At 45.6% G+C, this 21,079-nt stretch carries 18 protein-coding genes; 15 read left to right on the top strand and 3 right to left on the bottom strand.

Features of this window, described 5'->3' with window-relative positions; all coding sequences use genetic code 11:
- Window positions 1-24: 24 nt before the first annotated feature.
- Complete coding sequence (gene comER / locus MHH86_RS23825; RefSeq protein WP_076316942.1) at window positions 25-876, bottom strand: late competence protein ComER; 852 nt, start codon at window positions 874-876, stop codon at window positions 25-27.
- A 187-nt stretch (window positions 877-1,063) separates the two neighbouring features.
- On the opposite strand from comER, the gene MHH86_RS23820 reads away from it, so the two are divergent.
- The 7 genes from MHH86_RS23820 to MHH86_RS23790 all read left to right on the top strand — a co-directional run bounded on the left by MHH86_RS23820 (window position 1,064) and on the right by MHH86_RS23790 (window position 10,980).
- On the top strand, window positions 1,064-1,765 hold the full coding sequence (locus tag MHH86_RS23820) for a helix-hairpin-helix domain-containing protein (RefSeq protein ID WP_076316943.1): 702 nt from the start codon (window positions 1,064-1,066) through the stop codon (window positions 1,763-1,765).
- Between the two features lie 113 nt (window positions 1,766-1,878).
- Window positions 1,879-2,397 carry a dCMP deaminase family protein gene (locus tag MHH86_RS23815; protein ID WP_036677545.1) on the top strand — a complete coding sequence of 173 codons (519 nt, stop codon included), beginning with the start codon at window positions 1,879-1,881 and terminating at the stop codon, window positions 2,395-2,397.
- A gap of 113 nt (window positions 2,398-2,510) precedes the next feature.
- The gene (locus tag MHH86_RS23810) at window positions 2,511-5,186 is read left to right on the top strand and encodes a ComEC/Rec2 family competence protein (RefSeq protein ID WP_342479444.1); all 2,676 of its coding nucleotides are present in this window, start codon (window positions 2,511-2,513) and stop codon (window positions 5,184-5,186) included.
- 853 nt (window positions 5,187-6,039) lie between these two features.
- Window positions 6,040-8,103, top strand: coding sequence for a glycosyl hydrolase 115 family protein (locus tag MHH86_RS23805; RefSeq protein WP_244886383.1), 2,064 nt, complete (start codon window positions 6,040-6,042; stop codon window positions 8,101-8,103).
- Window positions 8,104-8,236: 133 nt separating this feature from the next.
- Window positions 8,237-8,776 (top strand): RNA polymerase sigma factor, encoded by a 540-nt coding sequence (locus tag MHH86_RS23800; RefSeq protein ID WP_052097267.1) that lies wholly within the window; start codon window positions 8,237-8,239, stop codon window positions 8,774-8,776.
- Window positions 8,773-9,891, top strand: a complete 1,119-nt coding sequence (locus MHH86_RS23795; RefSeq protein WP_038572959.1) for a hypothetical protein — start codon at window positions 8,773-8,775, stop codon at window positions 9,889-9,891. The genes MHH86_RS23800 and MHH86_RS23795 overlap by 4 nt, the downstream gene beginning before the upstream one ends.
- A 72-nt stretch (window positions 9,892-9,963) precedes the next feature.
- The gene (locus MHH86_RS23790; protein WP_038572957.1) at window positions 9,964-10,980 is read left to right on the top strand and encodes a LacI family DNA-binding transcriptional regulator; all 1,017 of its coding nucleotides are present in this window, start codon (window positions 9,964-9,966) and stop codon (window positions 10,978-10,980) included.
- Between the two features lie 502 nt (window positions 10,981-11,482).
- On the opposite strand, the gene MHH86_RS23785 is transcribed toward MHH86_RS23790, so the two are convergent.
- Window positions 11,483-12,433 carry a sugar kinase gene (locus MHH86_RS23785; protein ID WP_036677538.1) on the bottom strand — a complete coding sequence of 317 codons (951 nt, stop codon included), beginning with the start codon at window positions 12,431-12,433 and terminating at the stop codon, window positions 11,483-11,485.
- Between the two features lie 347 nt (window positions 12,434-12,780).
- Here MHH86_RS23785 and MHH86_RS23780 point away from each other — a divergent pair, with 347 nt between their 5' ends.
- The 6 genes from MHH86_RS23780 to MHH86_RS23755 all read left to right on the top strand — a co-directional run bounded on the left by MHH86_RS23780 (window position 12,781) and on the right by MHH86_RS23755 (window position 17,846).
- Complete coding sequence (locus tag MHH86_RS23780; RefSeq protein WP_038572952.1) at window positions 12,781-13,422, top strand: bifunctional 2-keto-4-hydroxyglutarate aldolase/2-keto-3-deoxy-6-phosphogluconate aldolase; 642 nt, start codon at window positions 12,781-12,783, stop codon at window positions 13,420-13,422.
- Between the two features lie 238 nt (window positions 13,423-13,660).
- Window positions 13,661-13,897, top strand: coding sequence for a hypothetical protein (locus MHH86_RS23775; RefSeq protein ID WP_038572950.1), 237 nt, complete (start codon window positions 13,661-13,663; stop codon window positions 13,895-13,897).
- Window positions 13,898-14,205: 308 nt separating this feature from the next.
- Window positions 14,206-14,754 (top strand): sigma-70 family RNA polymerase sigma factor, encoded by a 549-nt coding sequence (locus MHH86_RS23770; RefSeq protein ID WP_036677530.1) that lies wholly within the window; start codon window positions 14,206-14,208, stop codon window positions 14,752-14,754.
- Window positions 14,751-16,013 carry a zf-HC2 domain-containing protein gene (locus MHH86_RS23765; RefSeq protein WP_038572948.1) on the top strand — a complete coding sequence of 421 codons (1,263 nt, stop codon included), beginning with the start codon at window positions 14,751-14,753 and terminating at the stop codon, window positions 16,011-16,013. Before MHH86_RS23770 ends, MHH86_RS23765 begins: the two co-directional genes overlap by 4 nt.
- Window positions 16,014-16,289: 276 nt before the next feature.
- Window positions 16,290-17,309 (top strand): DNA polymerase III subunit delta, encoded by a 1,020-nt coding sequence (gene holA / locus MHH86_RS23760; RefSeq protein WP_036677525.1) that lies wholly within the window; start codon window positions 16,290-16,292, stop codon window positions 17,307-17,309.
- A gap of 36 nt (window positions 17,310-17,345) precedes the next feature.
- Window positions 17,346-17,846, top strand: coding sequence for a hypothetical protein (locus MHH86_RS23755; RefSeq protein ID WP_036677523.1), 501 nt, complete (start codon window positions 17,346-17,348; stop codon window positions 17,844-17,846).
- A 158-nt stretch (window positions 17,847-18,004) separates the two neighbouring features.
- On the opposite strand, the gene rpsT is transcribed toward MHH86_RS23755, so the two are convergent.
- Entirely contained in the window at window positions 18,005-18,277 is a 273-nt protein-coding gene (gene rpsT, locus MHH86_RS23750; RefSeq protein WP_036677521.1) for a 30S ribosomal protein S20, read from the bottom strand.
- A gap of 304 nt (window positions 18,278-18,581) precedes the next feature.
- Between rpsT and gpr the strand changes: the two genes are divergently transcribed.
- Both gpr and MHH86_RS23740 read left to right on the top strand, forming a co-directional pair.
- Window positions 18,582-19,583 (top strand): GPR endopeptidase, encoded by a 1,002-nt coding sequence (gene gpr, locus MHH86_RS23745; protein ID WP_036677518.1) that lies wholly within the window; start codon window positions 18,582-18,584, stop codon window positions 19,581-19,583.
- Window positions 19,584-19,739: 156 nt separating this feature from the next.
- A complete protein-coding gene (locus MHH86_RS23740; RefSeq protein WP_342479443.1) occupies window positions 19,740-21,077 on the top strand; it encodes a stage II sporulation protein P in 1,338 nt (445 codons plus the stop codon).
- Window positions 21,078-21,079: the final 2 nt, after the last annotated feature.

Below are 21,079 nucleotides of genomic sequence, written 5' to 3'. Positions count from 1 at the left end.
CCGTGCTGCGGGTTTTATTGTTTTCTAACGGTCTACAGGACTTTGAATAATACCGTCATGCCCAAATAGCGCATCCAGCTTGGTGACATCCTCATCGTATTTATCATGCGTAGTCATGATGAGACGTTCGAATACGCCCTCAAGGCTAATGCGAAGATGGTTCAGTGCCTCTGCGGTAATCCCGCCACGGACAGCTACACGTTCTTGGAGCTCTTGCGGGGTGAATTCTCTTTCTGTTAGCAGCTTGCCTGTTCCAAGCAGCATTTCACCTGCAAGCCGGCTGATTAACGTCTCTTCAATTCCGGTAACTTCCACCGCAGCTTCAATCCAGCGTTCAATGAAATAGCTCAAGAACGCAGGTCCGCAGCTGGAGAAATCAGAAGCGATTCGGGTATGGGCCTCTTGAATTTCCAAAGGAACACCTATGAAAGACAACAGCTGCAGCAGCACAAGCCTGTCTTCTTTATTAAGCCTGCTGCCAAATATGCACAGTGATGTCCCACTTTTGACACAGTGTGTAATGCTGGGGATGATCTTGGCTATTTTGGACGGCAAAGCGGATTCCAGATGTTGCAATTGAACGGGACTTGTAATGGATACGACGATTTGATCGCTGCGGAGATAAGGGCCGATCTCATCTGTTAAGGTTTTGAATTCCAGCGGTTTTACACATAAAAAAACAATGTCACTTCCAGTCGCTGTTTCACTATTGCTTCCGCATAAGTTTATGCCGGGATGACGATCTTCTAGCTCCAGCAGTTTATTCAGACTGCGGTTGCTGGCGAGTACATCGCACGGATTCAGGGCTCCGGAAGAAAGAAAGGCGTCAATCAGCAGGCTGCCCATGCTGCCTGTTCCGATAAATCCTACTTTCACCTGTGGTTCCTCCTTTCTAGCGTTGCTTTTTTACTAACTGACATGAATGCTCTTCGTTATATGTATGCAGGATAGACTTGGACAGATGACAGGTTTTGTATGAATTATTAAAGGAGTTTCCAGCTGTAAGAATGTATGAAGATTCACAAAAAGGCATAAGAAGAATTTTTGTGAGGAGGAAAGTGATATGAATAAAGGGAGTATCGTGCTCGGAGTGGCTGCTGCTGTAATAGGAAGTGGGCTATTCTGGGCGGCGGGAAGCAAGGGCGATTCCGGGATTGCCGGGTGGGAGACCTTGAATGTTCGTATGGAGCAAGCAGTTGGAAGCGCTGAGTCCGGTGACGCTCCAGCTACTGGGGGCAGTGAGGGAGGTCATCAGACGAAGGGAAATAAGCTACATTTAGAGAAAGATGCAGGACAGGCTGAAGCTGCTGGGAATGTTGAAGATGGTGAAAAGGTTAAGGTGGCTGCGCAAGCAGAACAAGCTGTCCAAACTTCGGCAGATGAAAAAGCTACGGCAGCCGCTGCGGGGGAGCGAGCAAAAGGAGCGGGCCAAACACCAACGGCAGAAGGTCAAACACCAACAGGGGCAGAAGTTCAAACGCCAAACATTGCAGGGAAGCAAACGTCGGCAGGGGATAAAGCTGTTGCGGCTAAGGAGGCGACTGAGCTTTCCGCATCAGCAGCTTCACAGGAAGGTAAAGTAAATGTGAATACTGCGGGTGTTAAGGAGCTGATGGATCTTCCGGGCATCGGAGAAAAGAAGGCTCAGGCAATTATGGATTACCGCAACCGTGTAGGGACCTTTCGCAGCCTATCTGATCTGGGGAAGGTAAAGGGGATAGGACCTAAAATGCTGGAGAAGTTAAAAGCTTTAGTAATATTTTGAAGATAAATAGGAAATGAAGATCGTTGGAAGTGCCACAACCGTTGTCCTAGTGAAAACTTGCGGGGATGTGCTACAATAGTTAACAACTATTTAGAAGGATATGGAGATTGATTATGACTACTGCCTATCGTAAAGACTGGGATACTTATTTCATGGACATTGCCTGTATGGTCTCAACTCGTTCACGCTGCTCACGACGACATGTAGGTGCTGTGCTGGTGCAAGGCAAAAAGCTGCTTGGTACCGCGTACAATGGGGCGCCAATGGGCGTACCTGATTGCTCAGAGGCAGGTTGTATGCTCTCGGAGCAATATGAGATGGAGATCGTGGATGGCGTAGAGACTATGGTGAAGAAACAGCGCTGCATTCGCACGATTCATGCGGAACAGAATCTTTTGCTATTCACAGACCGGATTGACCGGGAAGGCAGCACCGTCTATGTGACGGATGAGCCTTGCTGGACCTGTGCAAATATGCTGGCTAATAGCGGTATTGTGGAGATTGTGTATTATCGTCCTTACCGTAAGGATATGGAAAAGGTAGAAGCAATGATGGCTGCCAAAGGCATCGTATTTCGCCAATTGGAAAATTATGAGCCACCAAGTGAAACGATGATTAAAGTAGCGGATTAGCTGTATTGTACAACCCTAATTGAATAAGATGACTTGAGGAAGAACCTCTCGTACGCCTTTATGGCGTATGCAGAGGTTCTTTTTTTATCTTGCGAAAGGAGGAGAATGGAGACGTGAAGGAGAGACCCTTATTAAGTTTTACAGTGTGTTGGGTGACTGGAAGTGTAGCAGCGTGTTTATACTCAGGGATTGGCTTGTGGTTGGCGTGGGCTGGATTACTATTGTTACTGGTTAGTATGAGAGTTTGGGTGAACATGAGCTGGAAACAGCTGGCGGTATTTTGTTTGGCGATTATTATATCCGCTGGATATTGGGAATGGAATGAAGGCCGCAATGTAAGTCACCTGCCTGAAGTGCTGGGGAAATTATTTTCGGAGTTGAATGAGACTGCCGTGGAGGCTAAGGGGACGATTATTTCCGTTGTGGAACGGGACGGGGACCGGGTTGATTTTACGATGAAGCTCTCAGAGTTATCGTTGATTACTGAGAAAGAGGCCGCTTCGCCTGATCCGCGGGATGAACAAGATAAAAGGGGGCATGGGGAGTTAATTATGGTGCAGATCAAACTTCTTGCCGAGCAAGAAATCGCTATTGCCGCGGAGTGGCGCAGAGGGGATCAGGTGTCGCTAAACGGTGTACTTGAAGAGCCAGCGACAGCGCGGAATTACGGAGGGTTTGATTATCGAGCCTATTTACATACGCAGAAGATCCACTGGCTTCTAAAGGGTCAGGGGGCAGAGAACGTGCAAGCAACGGCTCCAGATTCATGGCGTCCGTTAATGATCTTACGCTGGAATGATAAAGCGCGGGCAGTTCTTGGAGCAGAGACGGATCGGCTGTTTCAAGAGCGCCACTCTGGATATATGAAGGGTTTGGTGATTGGGATGCAGGATGATCTCGATCCGGATACCTTTAAGCAGTTCTCACAACTTGGGTTGACACATATCCTCGCCATTTCAGGCATGCATGTTGCAGTGTATGTTGGTGTTCTTTTATTTATATTCAGGCGCTTACGGATGACAAAAGAGACCACGCTAACAGTCACCTTAGTGCTCGTTCCCATATACGTCCTTTTGACAGGTGCGGGTCCGTCTATCGTACGTGCGGGATTAATGAGTATGATTGCATTGCTCGCTGCACGAGTTGGCATGCTGAAGGATGGACTGAATATTTTGGCTGCAGCGGCACTGGTTATGCTGATTTGGAATCCTTACATGCTGCTCAGTGTCAGTTTCCAGTTGTCATTTCTGGTGACCTTAGGATTAATGGTCTACGTTCCGCTTATGGACCCTCTGCTGAGGGCACTGCCACGCTGGCTTAAAAGCGCCGTCTCTGTGACTCTAGTTGCCCAGTTGGTCTCATTTCCATTGACGATCTATTATTTTAATCAATTTTCGCTGCTGTCTTTAGTGGCTAATCTGGTTTTTGTGCCCTTTATTACTTTTATTGTATTGCCTTTAGGAACGCTGGCGCTACTGCTTGGACGATTGTGGGGAGATGCTGCAATTTTTTTGGCACATATTACGGAGCTGCTGAATAACGTTACTTTTTATGCGGTTGAATGGATCAATGGTTTTGCTGGTGGAGTTTTGATTTGGCGCTCGCCTTCACTGCTGTGGATCGGAGTGTATTATGTCTTGTTGTACGGGCTGTTGTATGCTGCCAAGCTAAGAATGGAAGCCCGCGCAACACCGCAGTATATGGAGGATGAGACGAAGCCGTTAGCTGAGATTGGTTTACCTGTGAACAAGCACGGCGGGTTTGGGGGAGCGGGGAGCGCACAGTATTTTTTGGATGCGCCTATGTTTGTACGTTGGAGCGGAGCGATTGTTCTACTATCTGCGGTTGGACTGGGCCTAATGCTGTACAAGGGTTATCAGTCAGAAAGAATGGAAGGTAAAGGGACGATTAGTTATCTGGATATCGGGCAAGGCGACAGTATCCTCATCACTACACCAAAAGGAGCTCATATTCTTGTAGATGGTGGAGGAACGTTAAATTTTGGGCAAAAAGAAGAATGGCGCATTCGCCGCAGCCCGTTCGAGGTAGGGGCTAAAGTGTTGGTGCCTTTGCTTAAAAAACGTGGGATCCACCGTCTGGACGCGATTATTTTGACTCATGGGGATCAGGATCATGCCGGGGGACTCCAAGCCGTTATGGAGGCGATTCCGGTTTCGGCACTGCTTTTTAATGGCACACTCGCTGACCGTGAATCTTATATGGAGATGATGCGGACTGCGCTGGAGAACAATGTTCAACTGTATGCCGTGCATCAGGGAATGAGGCTTTCCCCGGATGATAAGACAAAGCTGTCCTTTTTATGGCCGGAGGAACAAGATAGAGAGGGAGCAGCGTCAGGTTCTTCTATGCTGAATGGCATCCCAATGCTAGAGGATCAGAACCACGATTCTGTAGTTTTTCGTTTAGAGATGAACGGAAGGAATTTTCTATTTACCGGAGATATGGATCTGGAAGCCGAGGAGGAGATTGTGCAGCAAGAACTGCAAAAGGGTATTAACGCAGGACCTGCCATTGACGTTTTAAAAGTAGCTCACCATGGGAGCAAAACTTCAACAGGCGAGTCTTGGCTGCAGTTCTGGCATCCATCGGCTGCGGTGATTTCTGCGGGAGTAAATAATCTATATGGTCATCCGAAAGCTGAGGTATTGGAACGTTTGGAAGTTAATCATGCTGCTATTTTTAGAACGGATCGGCAGGGGGAGATTCAGATGCGTGTGCGGGCCGACGGGATTATGGTGCGTCATAAGTTGGCGGAGGGAGCGGATTAAGGAAGGTAGTAGAGTAATGTGATTGAGTGCTGGGGTATGAAAGAGGGATTTGTGAGTGCACACGGACTTCTACTGTTGCGGTTTGTGTAAGCGGGCAAAGTTGCTCCTATCCGAATTAATTTAGGTAGTAGACAGCTCAAGTAGCTCCTTCTGTCGCGTTAGTGCAGAGTAGGTCATCATGTATCAATATCGCAGAATCTATGTAGCTCTTTCCGTTGCATTCTTCCCCATAGACACCATAGAACCTAAAAACTCGTTTAGTTGCACTTTGTGCAATAGATCGCACTTTAAAGTAGCTGGATCTTCATTTAGTTGCACTTTGTACACTTGGAATCTGGAAAAATGCCTATTTCTCTAATTTTGAGCAGAAATAGTTGCATGAAGTGCAACTAAATCACTTTATGAGCTGGAAAGATCTTTTTTAGTTGCACAAAGTGCAATAGAACGCTCCATATGAACATACCAAAGCGCTTCTGTTACATATTATCGTTGTAACGATGTTAACTTCCACCCAAATTCCGATTACTTGCTGATGATCCCAGTCCATTTGTTCTAGCACCTGCTCTAATGCAGTAACTGTAGTCCCTTTCTAGCACCAGCTGCTCTATTGCAGTAACTGTCGTAACTGTTGTCCTGTCTAGCACCAACTGCTCTAATGCAGTAGCTCCAGCTCCAGTAACCGCCGTCCTCCTCCAGTAATTATTACGCGTGCATGCACAATCTATGTAAACGCTTTATAATAGAGATAGAAGATTCTGGTAAACTCTATGCCTATTTAAACTATGTTTCAAAGCCCGGTGGTGAGAAGCTTATGTCCTCCGTGTTTTGTAGCGAATTAGGAGATGAAGCGATAGTGAATACATATGCAGAATTTAGAGTCACAGCGGAAAGTGTATACGATGTTCAAGTGGAATGTAGTAATCCAATTGGACATGCTTGGCGAATGATCGCCAGAGATCATGAGCAGGTGTTCGGAAAAGCTCCGTTACAAGGAGCAGCAGCTACTGTAATTATTCGTTATGCAACACAGGATGATGGCTGCCCGGAATGGGCAGAGGGTTTTTGTTTGCATTTTGCAGGTAGTGAAGAGGATCGGGTCCTGCATATTATCGGCCGTGATGAATTGGGCATTATTTATGGGATGCTTCATTACAGCCGCCACGTGCTTGGTGTCGATCCCTTCTGGTTCTGGGCGGAGCTTCCTCCTGCTAAGAAAGATGCGATCAATCTGCCTGTTTCTGACTACAACAGCATTCAGCCAAAGGTACGTTACCGAGGTTGGTTCGTGAATGATGAAGTGTGTCTTATCGGCTGGAAGGAGGATTATCCTCCGACGGCGGAGGTATGGGAGCCTGTTTTTGAAGCGCTGCTGCGCTGTGGTGGAAATATGGTAATCCCGGGGACGGATTTGCCGAGAGACGGAGTTCATCATCAGCTTGCGGTAGATATGGGACTGTGGATCACACATCATCATGCGGAGCCGCTTGGCGCGCAAATGTTCCTGCGTGCTTTTCCGGGCAAGCAGGCTAGCTATAAAGAATATCCAGAATTGTTTGAACAGCTGTGGAGAGAAGCCATCGAGCGGCAAAAAGATGAAAAAACACTCTGGGTGCTCTCCTTCCGCGGACAGGGCGATAAACCATTTTGGGAGAATGACCCCTCTTTTGATACTCCGGAGAAACGGGGCGATTTGATCTCATTTGTGGTTCGCAAGCAATACGATATGATCTGTGAATATGTGGACCAGCCTGTGTGCTGTATGGCGATGTACGGAGAAATTGCGGAGCTGTATAAACAGGGAAAGATCGAAGTTCCAGAAGGTGTTATTAAAATATGGGCGGATAACGGATACGGCAAAATGGTGTCGCGACGACATGGCCATCTGAATCTGCGCGTGCCTGCTCTACCCGAGGCAGGAGATCAAGGCAAAAACGGGGTATATTACCACGTCACCTTCCACGATTTGCAGGCCTCCAATCATCTAACACAATTCCCTACGGATCCGTCCTTTATAGTGGAGGAATTACAGGGTGCATTTGCGGCAGGGGCTAGTGAATATCTGCTGGTGAATTCAGGGAATATTTTGCCTCATCTCTATACATTAGATCTGACAGCAAAGTTGTGGATGGATGGAACAGCAGATGCTGATGAACAACTTCAGACCTTCGTTAACCGTTTCTACACAGCGCAGCAGGGGCGAATTGCCCAATTGTACAAAAGCTACTTCAAAAACACCATAGTATATGGTCCTAATGCTGACGACCGCGCAGGCGATGAATTCTATCATCATCCGGCAAGGCAGATTATAGGGCATTGGCTGCAAAATAAGACGGAGAGCGATGAACGTCTGTGCTGGGCCGCAGGGGATGTTCCTTTTGTAGAGCAGGTTCGATGGTTCAGGGATCGAGCTGAGCGAGTTGTACTAGTCTGGTATCTGCTGCGAAAGCAGTGCCTAGAGGTGATGGAACTTTTACCCGAAAAAGAGCGAAACAGGCTGCATGTTCAACTGCTAGTTCAAATTGAGCTGCATTGGAGCGGGTGCAGAGGGTTATCCTCTCTTTGCCAGGCGTATATGTGTTACCAAGAAGAGCGATTTCCAGAGGCGTTTATCGAAGCTTCACATGCGGTTTGGGATTATAAGGAGGGCCAGCAGGCTCTTTTACGGGTAGAGATCGGTCAGTGGAAGCATTTTTATCGGGCTGATTGGTTGACCAATATTGCCAACACTATAGATCATGTAGAAACAGCCCGCAAATTTTTGCGGATTCAGGGGGATAGTCCGGATATGTTTTTATGGTATAAGGAATATTTGATGCCCGAGACTGAAAAGCATATCTATCTGGAAAATACGCATCGTAATCCGTTACCGGACGATGAGCTTGCACGGCGGCTGGAGGAGAAATTCAGCTCTCTTTAAAATATCCGCACACCACTAGTGAACGCTTAAAACGTTCATCGGTGGTGTTTTTTAATGAATGACCTATTTTTTTATTTTAGAGGGAACTTTTTCAAGTTTGGAAAGTCTTATTAGGCAAGGGGTGAGGCGAAACATGCTAAGCGAAGATATACCATATACAGCAGCGTACGCGCCCGCAATGAGTTTGCGGGAAATGATGGAGGCGCATGGCTCGGATGTGTGGAATTATGCTTTTTTCTTAACTAGAAGTCGAGAGCAGGCAAATGATATCAGCCAAGAAGTATTTTTGAAGGCGTATAAGAATGTTGGGAAATACCGGGGTCAATCTTCGATGAAAACCTGGCTGCTTACAATTACCAGAAATACGGCCTTCAGTTGGAGTAAAAATAGCTTTTGGCGCAGATTCATAGCTTTGGGCGATCAACCTACTACTGTTAATGCTCCTTCTGCGGAAAAAGAAGCTCTCGGCAATCAGTATGCGAACCGTATCTGGGAAATTATTATGACCCTTCCAGAGAAGAACAGAGAGGTGCTTGTGCTAGATATTCAACATGGATTATCCATTGCCGAAATGTCAGATTTGCTGAATGTAGCACAAGGAACCGTGAAATCTCGGCTCGCGCGGGCGAGAGAGAAGGTTAAAGAGGCTATCCAGAAGGAGGAGAGGGAATGAAACGCAACGCGGATGATAGTAATCCAGTGATGATCGGGCAGACGGATTGGTATGCGGAAGCAGGCAAAAGACCTTTCATTGAAGATGGTTTCACGCCTGAGTTAATGATGCGGATCGAACAGGCTGCTGTGAATAAAAGTTCAGGTTACAAACGTTATTGGATGAATAAAAATGTGCTTCTAACCAGTCTGGCTACGGTTTTGTTGATAGGTGCGCTTACCTTGCCTATGGGTGTATGGAAAAACACAGGGCCAATCCATTCGCCATCCGTTCAGTCACAAGGCGCAGGCATACTGCCTTCTTCTAGTTCTGCAACTAATGATAAAGCGTTAGAGCCTCCGACAAGTCCAGTAGAATTTGAGATTAGCGGTAAGAAATACTACATGCCTTTGCCAATGAACAGAGATAAGAGCAAAGCGTATGCCGTTGAGACAACAGCGGGAATTCTTTGGTCGCCGCCACCCCCGATGGTTGACTACAAGAAGCCAAAGTACACACATCCTACAGAACCGTTCACTCTTTACCTGAGCTCTAAGGACCAGACGGAGCTAACGGCTTCTTCGGCTACTAGGATTTATACTTTTCCTCTTTATGGGGGAGGGGCAAGTACGTATCAATATTTGAGTGGATTTTTTGGGGCAGGCGATTACGTCCTGTTAATTTCCTTCAAAATGACTCTTGGTGTAGGAATGTATGAGGATGTTAAATTTTCAATGCTTAATGTTAAAAAAGCAGCGGCGGGAGAATCTGTAGTTCCAATAGCGCTTGCATCCTTCGATAATACACTTTTAGAATACAAGTCATTAATCGCTGTTGATAAGGAGCATGGACAACTCGTACTTAGTTACTTAGAATATGCAGGGGATAAAAAGTACAAAGAGAAAACCGTACTTTATGATATGGAGACCATGAGCATTCCAACACCTGCTACAGCAATTGGTTTTAAAGAGATTAAGGGAGAAACATTAATTATGGATTATAAAGTGGGTGGGGAACAACGTAAAGCGGATATTCTTACGAAAGCTGGATTGGGGTGGCTGGATGAGAATTGGGCTTTTTTATCCGAAGAGCAACAAAATAAGCTTTATATGGATTATATGAACAATACTCCCTAGTAGATAAATCACTAAATAAAAGCTATACTTTTTGATAAAGTATTTTCTTTTGAGAAGAGTGGAGCCGAAGCGATGAAGAAGTTAACGATTGATGATGTGGCTCAAAAAGCGGGAGTTTCGAAAAGTACGGTCTCCCAATTTTTGAACAAACGTTTTAAATATATGAGTGAAGCGACGAAAAACCGGATTGAGGCAGTAATTGAGGAGCTTAATTATCAGCCGAATGGTCTGGCGCGCAGTCTGAAGCAGAATCGGACGCATATGGTCGGGATCATCGTAGCCAATATTGACTATACGCTGTCAATCCAATGTATCCGGGCGATTGAGAATGAGCTGCAGCATCACGGAATCCAAGTGATCATATGCAACGCGGATGAGAATGCGGAGAAAGAAAGCAAGTATGTAGAAACCTTAATCGCACGTCAGGTGGACGGGCTGATTATTTTTCCTACAGGGAATAACCCGTCTGCCTATAGCAAGCTGATAGAGGCTGATTTTCCGCTAGTCTTTATGGATCGTCTGGTAGATGGAATCACCACGCAGAGTCTATTGCTGGACAATGAAATGGCGGCAAAGATAGGCGTAGGGCAGCTAATACAGCAAGGTCATGAGCGGATTGCTCTGGTGTCCCTCCCAATTGGGGAGCATGCGATTACCCCTCGGAAAGAGCGGATTAGTGGCTACAAAAAAGCGATGGAAGAAGCGGGCATAACGCTGCGTGAGGAGTATATTTGCAGTGTATCCAAAGAGGAATTAGCTTCGGGGCTGGAACACTTATTAGCACTGCCGGAGCCGCCGACCGCGTTGCTTGCTACGAACGACATCACGCTAGCGGAGATTCTGAAATATGCGAATCGAAATGCCATCTCTATTCCAGAACAGTTGTCGGTCATCGGGATAGATGATGCGGAATTCGCGCAAATATATAATCCGGTCATTACGACAATCCGACAGCCTGCTTACGAGATGGGGATGCAGGCTGCCAAGATTATACTCTCTTGTATCGAGGATAAGGGAGCTTCTGTTCCAATTACATATCGTTTCCCGCCGACCTTGCAGCAAGGGCAGTCGGTGAAGTCTTACAAATAAGTTTGAACTATAAAAAGGGGAGTGCCCAGCAGCTATTTCTTAGCTTGTTGAGCACTCCCCCTTTTATTGGACCTAACTTTATCTAAACACTAAACTTGGGTTTGATTGAGTAATATTTTCGCGCAGGAAGTCGCTATCGGACTCAGCTGATCTTATAAGCAGTATAATCCCATATTTGGAGTACTATCGGACCCCATCGCAGTTATCGGCATGGAAAACATGCTAAATGCCCTTTTTCATAAGGAATAGCGTCACTGGAGTTCGAAACTACGCCGCAAAGGTAAAAAAATCGCAAATAGCGTCTTCTGGGTCCGAAAGCCCCAGGGGTACGTGATTACACTGCTGAAGCATAGCAATAGCAATAGCAATAGCAATAGCAATAGCAATAGCAATAGCAATAGCAATAGCAATAGCAATAGCATAGCCATAGCAGCCAATCAGCGACCCAAAAAGCAGAGCAGCGCTCCTCCAATAACGGAGAATCGCTGCTCTTTTGCGATTATTAGACTTCTTGTTGCATAAACTTCGCAAGTTCCTCACGGGTGGGAAGTCCGTCCATATCGCCTGGCGACATGACGGCTAACGCACCGATCGCATTGCCGCGTTTGACGGCCTCAGCAATCGGAAGCTTTTCCAGCATCGCACTGATTACGCCAACCGCAAATCCATCACCTGCACCCACCGTATCAACAACCTGCTCCACCTTGAATCCGTCCACGTAACCTTCCCCAGCAGAGGATTTATAGTAAGCGCCTTCAGGGCCAAGCTTGATGACGACTAAGCTTACGCCACGCTCCAGGTAATAGTCAGCAATCTCTTCGGGTGTGCTCAGTCCGGTAAGGATTTTACCTTCACCGAGTCCCGGCAGGAACCAGTCGCAGCGTGTAGCCAGATCATTGATGGTACTCACCATTGTTTCTGTATCCGGCCATAAGCTAGGACGCAGATTAGGATCCAGAGAGATCGTCTTTCCTTTACTCTTCATAAATTCCATAGCGTGAATAGAAAATTCAAGACAGTTCTTGGACAAAGCGGCGGAGATACTTGTAACATGCAGATGTCCTGCGGAATTGAAGTAGGCCTCGTCAAAATCCTCCAAACTAAGCGTGGAGGCCGCGGAGTTTTTGCGGAAGTATTCGACCTTTGGATCGCCGGTAACCACTTTCGATTTGATAAGCATACCTGTTGAATACTCTTTAGTAAAAGTAATATTGTCCGTATTAATGTTCTCATTCTTCATCGCCTGAGCAATGAATGTGCCAAAGTTATCTTCGCCAAGCTTCGTAACATAACCTGTAGGATGATTCAAACGCGACAAGCCTGTAGCCACGTTGCTTTCTGCACCTGCTAATGCTTTGGAGAACGAAAATACTTCATGCAGAGGACCGGCCTCATTCGCATAAAACATCGCCATCGGCTCCCCGAAAGTGACGGCATCCAGCTGTTTACTCATTTTTAGTTCCTCCTAGGGTAATGATTTTATCCCAGTATAATGATTTGTAATTTGAAATTATCACATAAATCGGTTTTGTACAATAAAAGAATGATTGTTAACCAAAAAACTTTTTTCGTAAAAAGAAAATAATGTTTCCATAAACCCTTGTTTTATAAAGGTTTTTCTTAGATTTTATTACTTATTTCCCTCTGATGTAATAAAAATGTATTGACTGTTAATCGTATTGTTATTACTATTTCCTTATAGAACAAAACGCAATAATTAGTAAATTTAATAAAAAAAGTTTATCTAAAAAAGTATTTCCTGTTTATCTATGATCGTACCAAGAGAAAGGGAGTCTACTGATGAAGAAAATGAAAGTATTACAGAATGTGGCATCCGTCGGGGTTGTAGCGGTTATTCGAGCAGATAGTGCTGAGGAAGCTTTTAAGATGTCCGTTGCTTGTATAGAAGGCGGTCTAAATAATATTGAGGTAACTTTTACTACACCAGACGCGGACGTGGCGATTAAGAGATTGGTTGCAGAGTACGGGAGTCGTGCGGTGATTGGCGCCGGAACTGTCTTGGACCCATTAACAGCTAGAATAGCCATTCTTGCAGGTTCAGAGTTTGTCGTTAGTCCCTCTTTTGAAGTGGAGACAGCTAAGATGTGTAATCTTTACGGCATTCCCTATATGCCTGGTTGCATGACATTAAATGAAATGAAGGAAGCGTTGAAGTACGGCGTGGATGTGCTTAAACTGTTCCCTGGCAGTGCTTTCGGTCCGGATTATGTAAAAGCGGTTAAAGGTCCTATGCCACATGTGAATATTATGCCGACCGGTGGCGTGGATTTGAACAATATGGAGAAGTGGATTGCAAACGGCTGCATGGCTGTGGGCATTGGGGGGAATTTGACTGCACCGGCGAAGAATGGCCGATACGATCAGATTACCGATCTTGCTGCCCAATATGTGGCGAAGTTTAAAGAGATAAAAGGGATTTAATGTATAGTTCGAACGAAGATTGAAATCCAGATTCGCGTTTTTATTTATAGGCTGTGTGGCTGACAGATGTTGGCCATGCAGCCTTTTTATGTTGATTTTCTTTGAGCTGTCCATATTCCTTTTATTCTATGCTTTTTAGAAAGTATAGAATCGGGATAAAGATAATAAACTATATAATAGAAGAGTAGTGATACATGGACTGAACGTCAGGATCTATTATCCAGCCGGGAGTGAGTATATGCCTGCTTATAATGACAAAAAGCTGTATCAAGCAGCGGATGAAGATGATGCTGAGTACGTAGAAATTGAGTCGGCATTCCATGGTTGTAAGGTGACGGAAGGGCAGATCTACAGATTAGAGCGCAATTACAATAACCCTCAATTATTTGAGAATGGAGAAGCCTATGTGGTGGATGATGAGACTAGGGAAAACTACGCGGTCTTCATGCTCTGCAAAATTGCGCTCTATAAATAGAGTTTCTTGCCCGATTCCGGAGGGTAATATTTAAGACAGACGGCTTCATTTCCGACAAGGGGATAGGCCGTTTCTTTTGATGTCATTTTTGTTACTAAGATAGTGAAAAAGAGTATTTGAATGATTGTTGTTTCCCCTGTATGCTTAGTAGGAATTATTGGCTGTGCAATGCGGGATAGCGCGTTGTAACGGCTGGCTTAACATGACGTTCTAAGAAAAGTTTGGTATTCTAAAAATATTAATTACACGGTTGCAACAAATTCGCAGTCTTGCGCGTCAGTAAGATTGCATAGAGAGGGGGAACCTTCGTGGTGGAGCAGGGACTCATCAGAGCCGCTCAAGCGGGCGATCGCGACGCTCTAATCACCCTATTGCGAGAAATTGAAGGACATGTATATAAAACGGCCTTCTACATTTTGCATAATGAACAAGATGCGTTAGATGCATCTCAGGAAGCCTTGATCCGGGTTTATACAAAAATCGGCTCATATGAGGAGAAGGCCCAGTTCAAAACGTGGGTTCAGCGAATCGTCACTAACATTTGCATTGATAAATTCAGAAGAACTAAACCTACAGTTTCTATTGATGAACATGAAATGGTGTTTCAGGATAAACACAATGTGGAACGTGAGGTTCTATCCTCTTATTTAGCTGAGGATATACGTGAAGCAATTGATCAATTGCCCGAGCATCATCGGACAGTCATTGTCCTGCGCTATTTACAGGATTTTTCTTACAACGAGATTGCAGATTGTCTGGATTTGCCCTTGAATACAGTGAAATCATACTTATTTCGGGCTAGACAGCAACTGCAGAATAGACTTCAGGAGTACCAGAAAGGTGGTGTATCGGGATGAAATGCGCGGAGGTGATGGAATGGATGCACCGCTATTTAGACAAAGATTTGAGTCAAGATGAGATTGTTGAGATGTTCCGTCATATCGATAATTGTCCTTCCTGCGCGGAAGTCTTTGAGCGCCTGACACTTCTCTCCAATGAATTGGAGCAGTTGCCAGACGTGAAACCCCCGTTTAGTCTGGTTGACTCTATTTTACCTCAGCTTGCAGAATTGGATCGAAGCAGTCGTGAACAGAGTGCTGTGAGATCTGAGGAGCCGGTTGTTGTCCCATTTTCACGTGAAAGCTCCCGCGGTAAACCTGCCAAGGGAACCTCTATAGCAACACGGACAGGCATTGGAGCTATTGCAGCTGCCGTTCTATTAGGGATCGCAATATTTAATATGCCCGATAAAATGCCTGGGGCAGAAGTGGAACAAAGGATGCAGGATAGCGCTAAAACAGCCAGCGATGATACTAAGGATACAGCAATGGAATCGCAAGCTTCTATTACTGCTAACTCTGATGGAGCTTCACCTGCCGCTGGTGGAGAGAACGAGGGCGCTGCGCAGTTTAAGGCGGATGCACCGGAGATGAACGAAGATAACGCCGCTTTAGATAGAGCGACGGGACCAGTGGACCCTGCCTCGATGCCAAGTGCACCGGCGGATGCAGCTGATGCGGGAGCGGGAGCTGGAGGGCGGTCGATCACTGAACCGCCTCAAAGCGCAGATCCTAAGCCGACAGAGAAGATTGCTCCGCCAAGGCAGGATGTCGCCACGAAATCTCAAAATTCAGATTCTAGCAACGCCAGTAGCAATCAGCTAAAGGTGGATAATAAGGAGCAAACTGCTGATATGAATTCAGACAGCGCAGCCGATTCTGCTCCACCGATGGAGGATTCTTTAAAGTTTCCATATGACTACGGACGGGAAGTTATGAGCTTAAGCAGTTCTGAAGATCCTAATGTGCAGACCTGGACTTCTCCTGATGGTCAGTATGCTATAGAATTTGTTGGGTTGCAGCTTGTAATTTATAAGAAGTCGCCAGAGGGCTCAGCGGAAGAACGGTTAGCCGTAAACTCTTATCCGCTAGAAGGAAATTGGATTTCTGGTGAATGGTCCGCGGACAGCTCGAAGTTTACGTACGTGACAGAAAAAGATGGTGTGAATGTAACCAAGGTGTTCACTGTACAGGAAGCAGCTACTGCTTCTTCAAGTCCGGCTGCATCCCCTGGAGCGACCCCAACGAACACTCCAACCTCATCTTCAACAAATTAAAGTGGGGTTGGAACTTTTTTCGAAGTTTCTGAATATACTATATCAACAGGACAGGAACTAGAAAGTATAGGTTTTGCAGAACATCGGTATGACCGCCGGATGTGGAGTTTCTAGAGCTTCGCACTCCGTCGTTTATATAGATGCGCCGCTTAAACGGAGAGGCTTTGGCCATGGCTGCCAGAGTTTCTCCGTTTTTGCATGCATTTTTGTAGTTTTTTTTGCTACAATAGAACTCTGGACAAAATGGGCTAGATGAATGGAAAAGGAAGTGGCGGGATGGATGCCAAAACGGCGATAAAAGAAATCAAACAAGGGAAGATCTCACCGTTGTATGTTTTATATGGCAGTGAGAAATTTCGAATGAATGAATTCACGGCACTGCTGGAAGAACAGCTGATTGCTAAAGAGGATCGTGATTTCGCAGTTATTCCCTTTGATCTCTCTGAGACGCCGGTGCAGGCTGTGGTAGAAGAAGCGGAGACTGTGCCATTTATGGTAGAACGTAAACTATTGCTGGTGCGGGATGCCTCGTTATTTACAGCGGGCAAAGAAAATGCCAAACTGGAGCATCGTATAGATCTTTTAAGTGACTATTTGCAGCATCCTGTAGACTTCAGTGTGATCGTCTTTATGGTGAATAATGATAAGCTGGATGAGCGAAAAAAAATTGTGAAGACTGTCAAATCAGTGGGCACAGTATTAGCCTTTAATCCGCTGGGAGCAGAAGAGCTGCTGCGCTGGGTGGAAAAAGGAATTCGTGAGCGTGGTTGTGTAATGGCACCTGGCACTGCAGAAATTCTTATAACGAATGCAGGCACCGGCTTGCAAGGTTTATCTGCAGAGATGGACAAGCTTTGTTTATTCGCTGGTAAGGGCGGCACTGTGGATGCGGGGGCCGTAGAGAGTCTGGTACATCGTGGAACAGAACAAAATGTGTTTACGCTTGTTGAGGATATCGCTAATCTGCGTCTTGATAAGGCGCTTGATACATTATATGAGCTGCTGAAGCAGCGTGAGGAACCGATCAAGATCGCAGCGCTGGTTGCGCGGCAGTTCCGCATTATTTTGCAGGTTAAGGATTTATCAGCACATAGTTATTCGCAGGGACAGATTGCGTCACAGATCGGATTGCATCCTTATGCGGTTAAGCTTGCTGGGGAGCAGGCCCATAAGTTCTCCAGTGAACGATTGCGGCAAATCTTAAGTGCATTGGCGGATCTGGATTATAAAATGAAAACAGGGGCTATAGACAAAGTGCTAGGGCTGGAACTGTTCATGCTGCGTTTAGGTGTCTGAGCTAAGAAGGGAAAAAGTATTGGAGATGATCTGACTATGAAAAGAATATTTCAATATTCGGCACTGCTTTTACTCGTTCTACTAATTAGTTCCTGTGGCAAAACGGATACTAATTCATCGTCAGGATCTGCCTCTGAGTCGCCTGCGAATACGAATACGAATACGAATACCTCTGCAGATGCACCTTCTTATTTTGGTGAATGGAGTGTACAAAGTATAGTAGGTTCTACACCTGTCTCGGCAGCGGAGGATGAAAAGCTTATTGGAATGCGAGTAACTTATTCGATAGAAAAAGCATCTTTTGATAAAGATGAAATTATGAGCCCTGAATATAAGGAAGAGAACATCACTAAGGATGACTTTTTTAACGAATACAGAAATGAATTAAGTGACCTTGGGATCGAAACGGAATCGGTTAAGACGGTATCTATAAATAATTGGACGAATCCCGGCAGCAGTTTTATTGTTAAAGACGATCAAACGATGATTTTCTTATGGGATGGTAACTATTATGAAATGAAAAAAGAGAAAAAATAAATGAAAGAAGACCGCCTCTCTAAGGTGGTCTTCTTTCATTTAACACACATCTCTTAAAAGTAACTAACACTACTTATTATTAATTAATAGACACAAAAAAACCTAACCGTATGAAGCATAGCGGTCAGGTTCTTCAATTGCTCATTATGAATGTCGTCTTAGGCTTGAGCCGTAAGAGCGTTCAATTTCTTCGCCAAGCGGGATTTTTTGCGGGCAGCCGCATTTTTATGAACCAGACCTTTACTTACGGCCTTGTCCAGCTTTTTGGAAGCAGCTAGGAAAGCAGCTTGAGCAGTTTCTACTTCCGTACCAGTCAGAGCTACATCAGCAGTTTTCACAGCTGTACGAAGCGCGGATTTTTGGGAAGCATTCAGTGCACGGCGTTTTTCGTTCGTGTTTACGCGTTTAACCGCGGATTTAATATTTGGCATTGCATTCACCTCCTGTAAGACATTCGAAATCATTATCAAATGATTCACAACTTAAAATAGTTTAGCATGACCGGTAGCAAAAAGCAATACTTAAAGCTTTCAAATTAAACCTCCGTATCCTGCATAAACATTGGCTTTCTCTCGCACACTATCGACAAAAGAGCATAGGCAGAAGCTTGCCAAATGAGGATGAACTCATGGAAGTGTATGCTTACAAAACTAAGCAGCTGCTTTCGAAGTGAGTTTTGTTCGAAGTAATTCATGGAAGTGTATGCTTACAAAACTTTTAGGAGGCTGGTACACAATGGAACCGGATCTGCAGCTATATTCTGTGCGCACCGATTTGGCGTTAGAGGCAAAGGAAATGGCTCAAGGCCCACAACGAACGCCAATCCCTGGTGTGAACGAAGAAGTGGAAGAGTCTGATGGGATTAAAGTGACCCGTCTTGGTGTAGCTAATGCTGCCGGATCACAGGCAATAGGACGCGCAATTGGTAACTATGTAACCCTTGAGGTACCCGCTCTGCGTGGCGGAGATACAGGCTTGCAGCAAAAGGTGGCAGAAGTTTTTGCCCGCGAATTTGAGGACTTTTTGATCAGAATTGGGATTGGCAAGGATGCATCTGTGTTGATTGTTGGTCTTGGTAACTGGAATGTTACACCGGATTCACTGGGTCCTTTAGTGGTGGAGAACTCACTCATTACACGGCAGTTCTATGAGCTGGTTCCGGATCAGATCTCCCCTGGTTATCGTAAGGTGAGCGCTATTGCTCCTGGAGTGCTTGGGCTGACTGGAATTGAGTCGAGTGAGGTCGTGCAGGGAATCGTGGATCGCACGAAACCTGAGCTTATTATCGCCATAGATGCGTTGGCATCCCGGTCACTGGAGCGTATCAATACGACGATTCAAATTGCCGACATTGGGATCCATCCCGGTTCGGGGATTGGCAACAAGCGACGTGGATTAACCCAAGAAATTCTGGGTGTTCCTTGTATCGCAATCGGAGTGCCCACTGTCTGCTATGCATCAACTATTGTAAATAATGTGCTGGAGATGATGAAAAATCACTTCGGGCAAGGAGCAAACCATACTAAGGAAATCATGGGGATGCTGGACGATATCTCTGAGCAGGAACGCTTGTCATTAGTGAAGGAAGTGCTTGAACCCCTGGGGCACGATTTGATCGTCACTCCCAAGGAAATCGATGAATTTATTGAAGGGATCGCGAATATCGTGGCCAGTGGTCTGAATGCGGCTTTACATGATGCGGTTGATCCTGAGAATGTTGGCGCGTATACCCACTAACTGAATTATGGTTTGTTAAGCCCGGCGGGATGCTGAATTAAGGTATCCTGTACGGGCTTTATGTCTATTCTCTCATTTTCGGTTCTAGTATTGCTCTTGCACTCATAGATTTGGAGTATAAGAGATTACAGAGGGCTGGAGGAGGACATAACTACAATGAATAAAAAATGGTTTCAGCTTTGGAACATCGGCCGTTTAAGGGGAAAAATGCTGGATGTTTTATCGCTGGGGAGAACGATGCTGCTGTTGGCCGGAGGTTCACTAGTATTTTTTATGCTGCTTGGAGCCGGTGGATTGGCCGGACAGAAGCTTAGCTCTTCACCCATTCCTTCAATGAAGGGGCTTGCCGCCTCCTTGTCTAGTGGTTTTTTCATGGAGCTGCTGGGGATGGAGGTGCCGCATTTACCGCAGGGTAAAGAGCCATCCGCTTTTTCAGGTGAAAAGGTAACTTCTTTCGTATTTCAGTTGCTGACCAGCGTGAATCCAGGCGACCCTAAGAGTCTAGTCTCTCGTGAAGTGCCGGGGATGGCGGCGGATGATCCATTTCTTTTGCGGAAAGGTTCAGGTGGATCTACAGGAGCACCAGTGGATTATCATCCTGGGACTGATGAGCTGGCTGAGGGTAGTGGAGATGTGGAAACTTCTGTTCCGGACGAAGGGGACAAGCATGGAGATACTACAACACAGCAGCCTGAAGCGACGGTTGCACCATCCCCTGAACCATCAGCGGAGGAAGGGACGGATAAGAGTGATCCGCAAAGCGGCACAGACAGCACTAAGGATACCTCGATTAAACGGATTCTAATCTATCATTCACATCCTAGAGAGGCCTACAACCCACTGTTAGGGGCAGCAAATGAAAATCCCAGCTCCGGAGTTTCAACTAAAAATGTAATGCTGGTAGGATCATATATTACGAAAAGACTGGAACAGCTCGGGATTGGTACGGTTCATGCCAAAGAAGATTTTCCGACCAAAGTCACCGACTATAACTGGAACTTTTCCTATAAATATTCCCGGATCTTGGTTAAATCAGCACTCAGCGCAAATGAGGAAATGGATAGTTTTATCGACATTCACCGTGATTCGCAGCGTCATAGCAAAACAACAGCTGTTATTGACGGGAAAAGCTATGCACAGGTCTATTTTATCATTGGACATGCAAATAAAGACTGGAAGAAGAACGAAGAATTTGCCAATAAGATTCATCAACAGCTTGAAAAGAATTACCCGGGAATATCTCGTGGGATATGGGGAAAAGCTGCGGGTAAAGGCAACAACGGAGAGTACAATCAGACCCTGTCTCCCAATAGTGTTTTGATTGAAGTGGGCGGAATTGATAACTCGGCTGAGGAATTAAAGCGGACGGCTGATATTTTGGCAGATGCTATCGCTGATGTGTACTGGAGCAGTCATGACGCTCAGAAGGTGAACGCACCTGAAAAAGTGGTGAATCCCACTACAACACCAAAGAAATCAAACGGAGCTTCGTAAAA

The organism is Paenibacillus sp. FSL F4-0097, from assembly GCF_038593125.1.
GTDB lineage: Bacteria > Bacillota > Bacilli > Paenibacillales > Paenibacillaceae > Paenibacillus_AQ > Paenibacillus_AQ odorifer.
The sequence above is the reverse complement of the archived record's forward strand: the minus strand, read 5'-3'. Positions and strand labels throughout refer to the sequence as shown.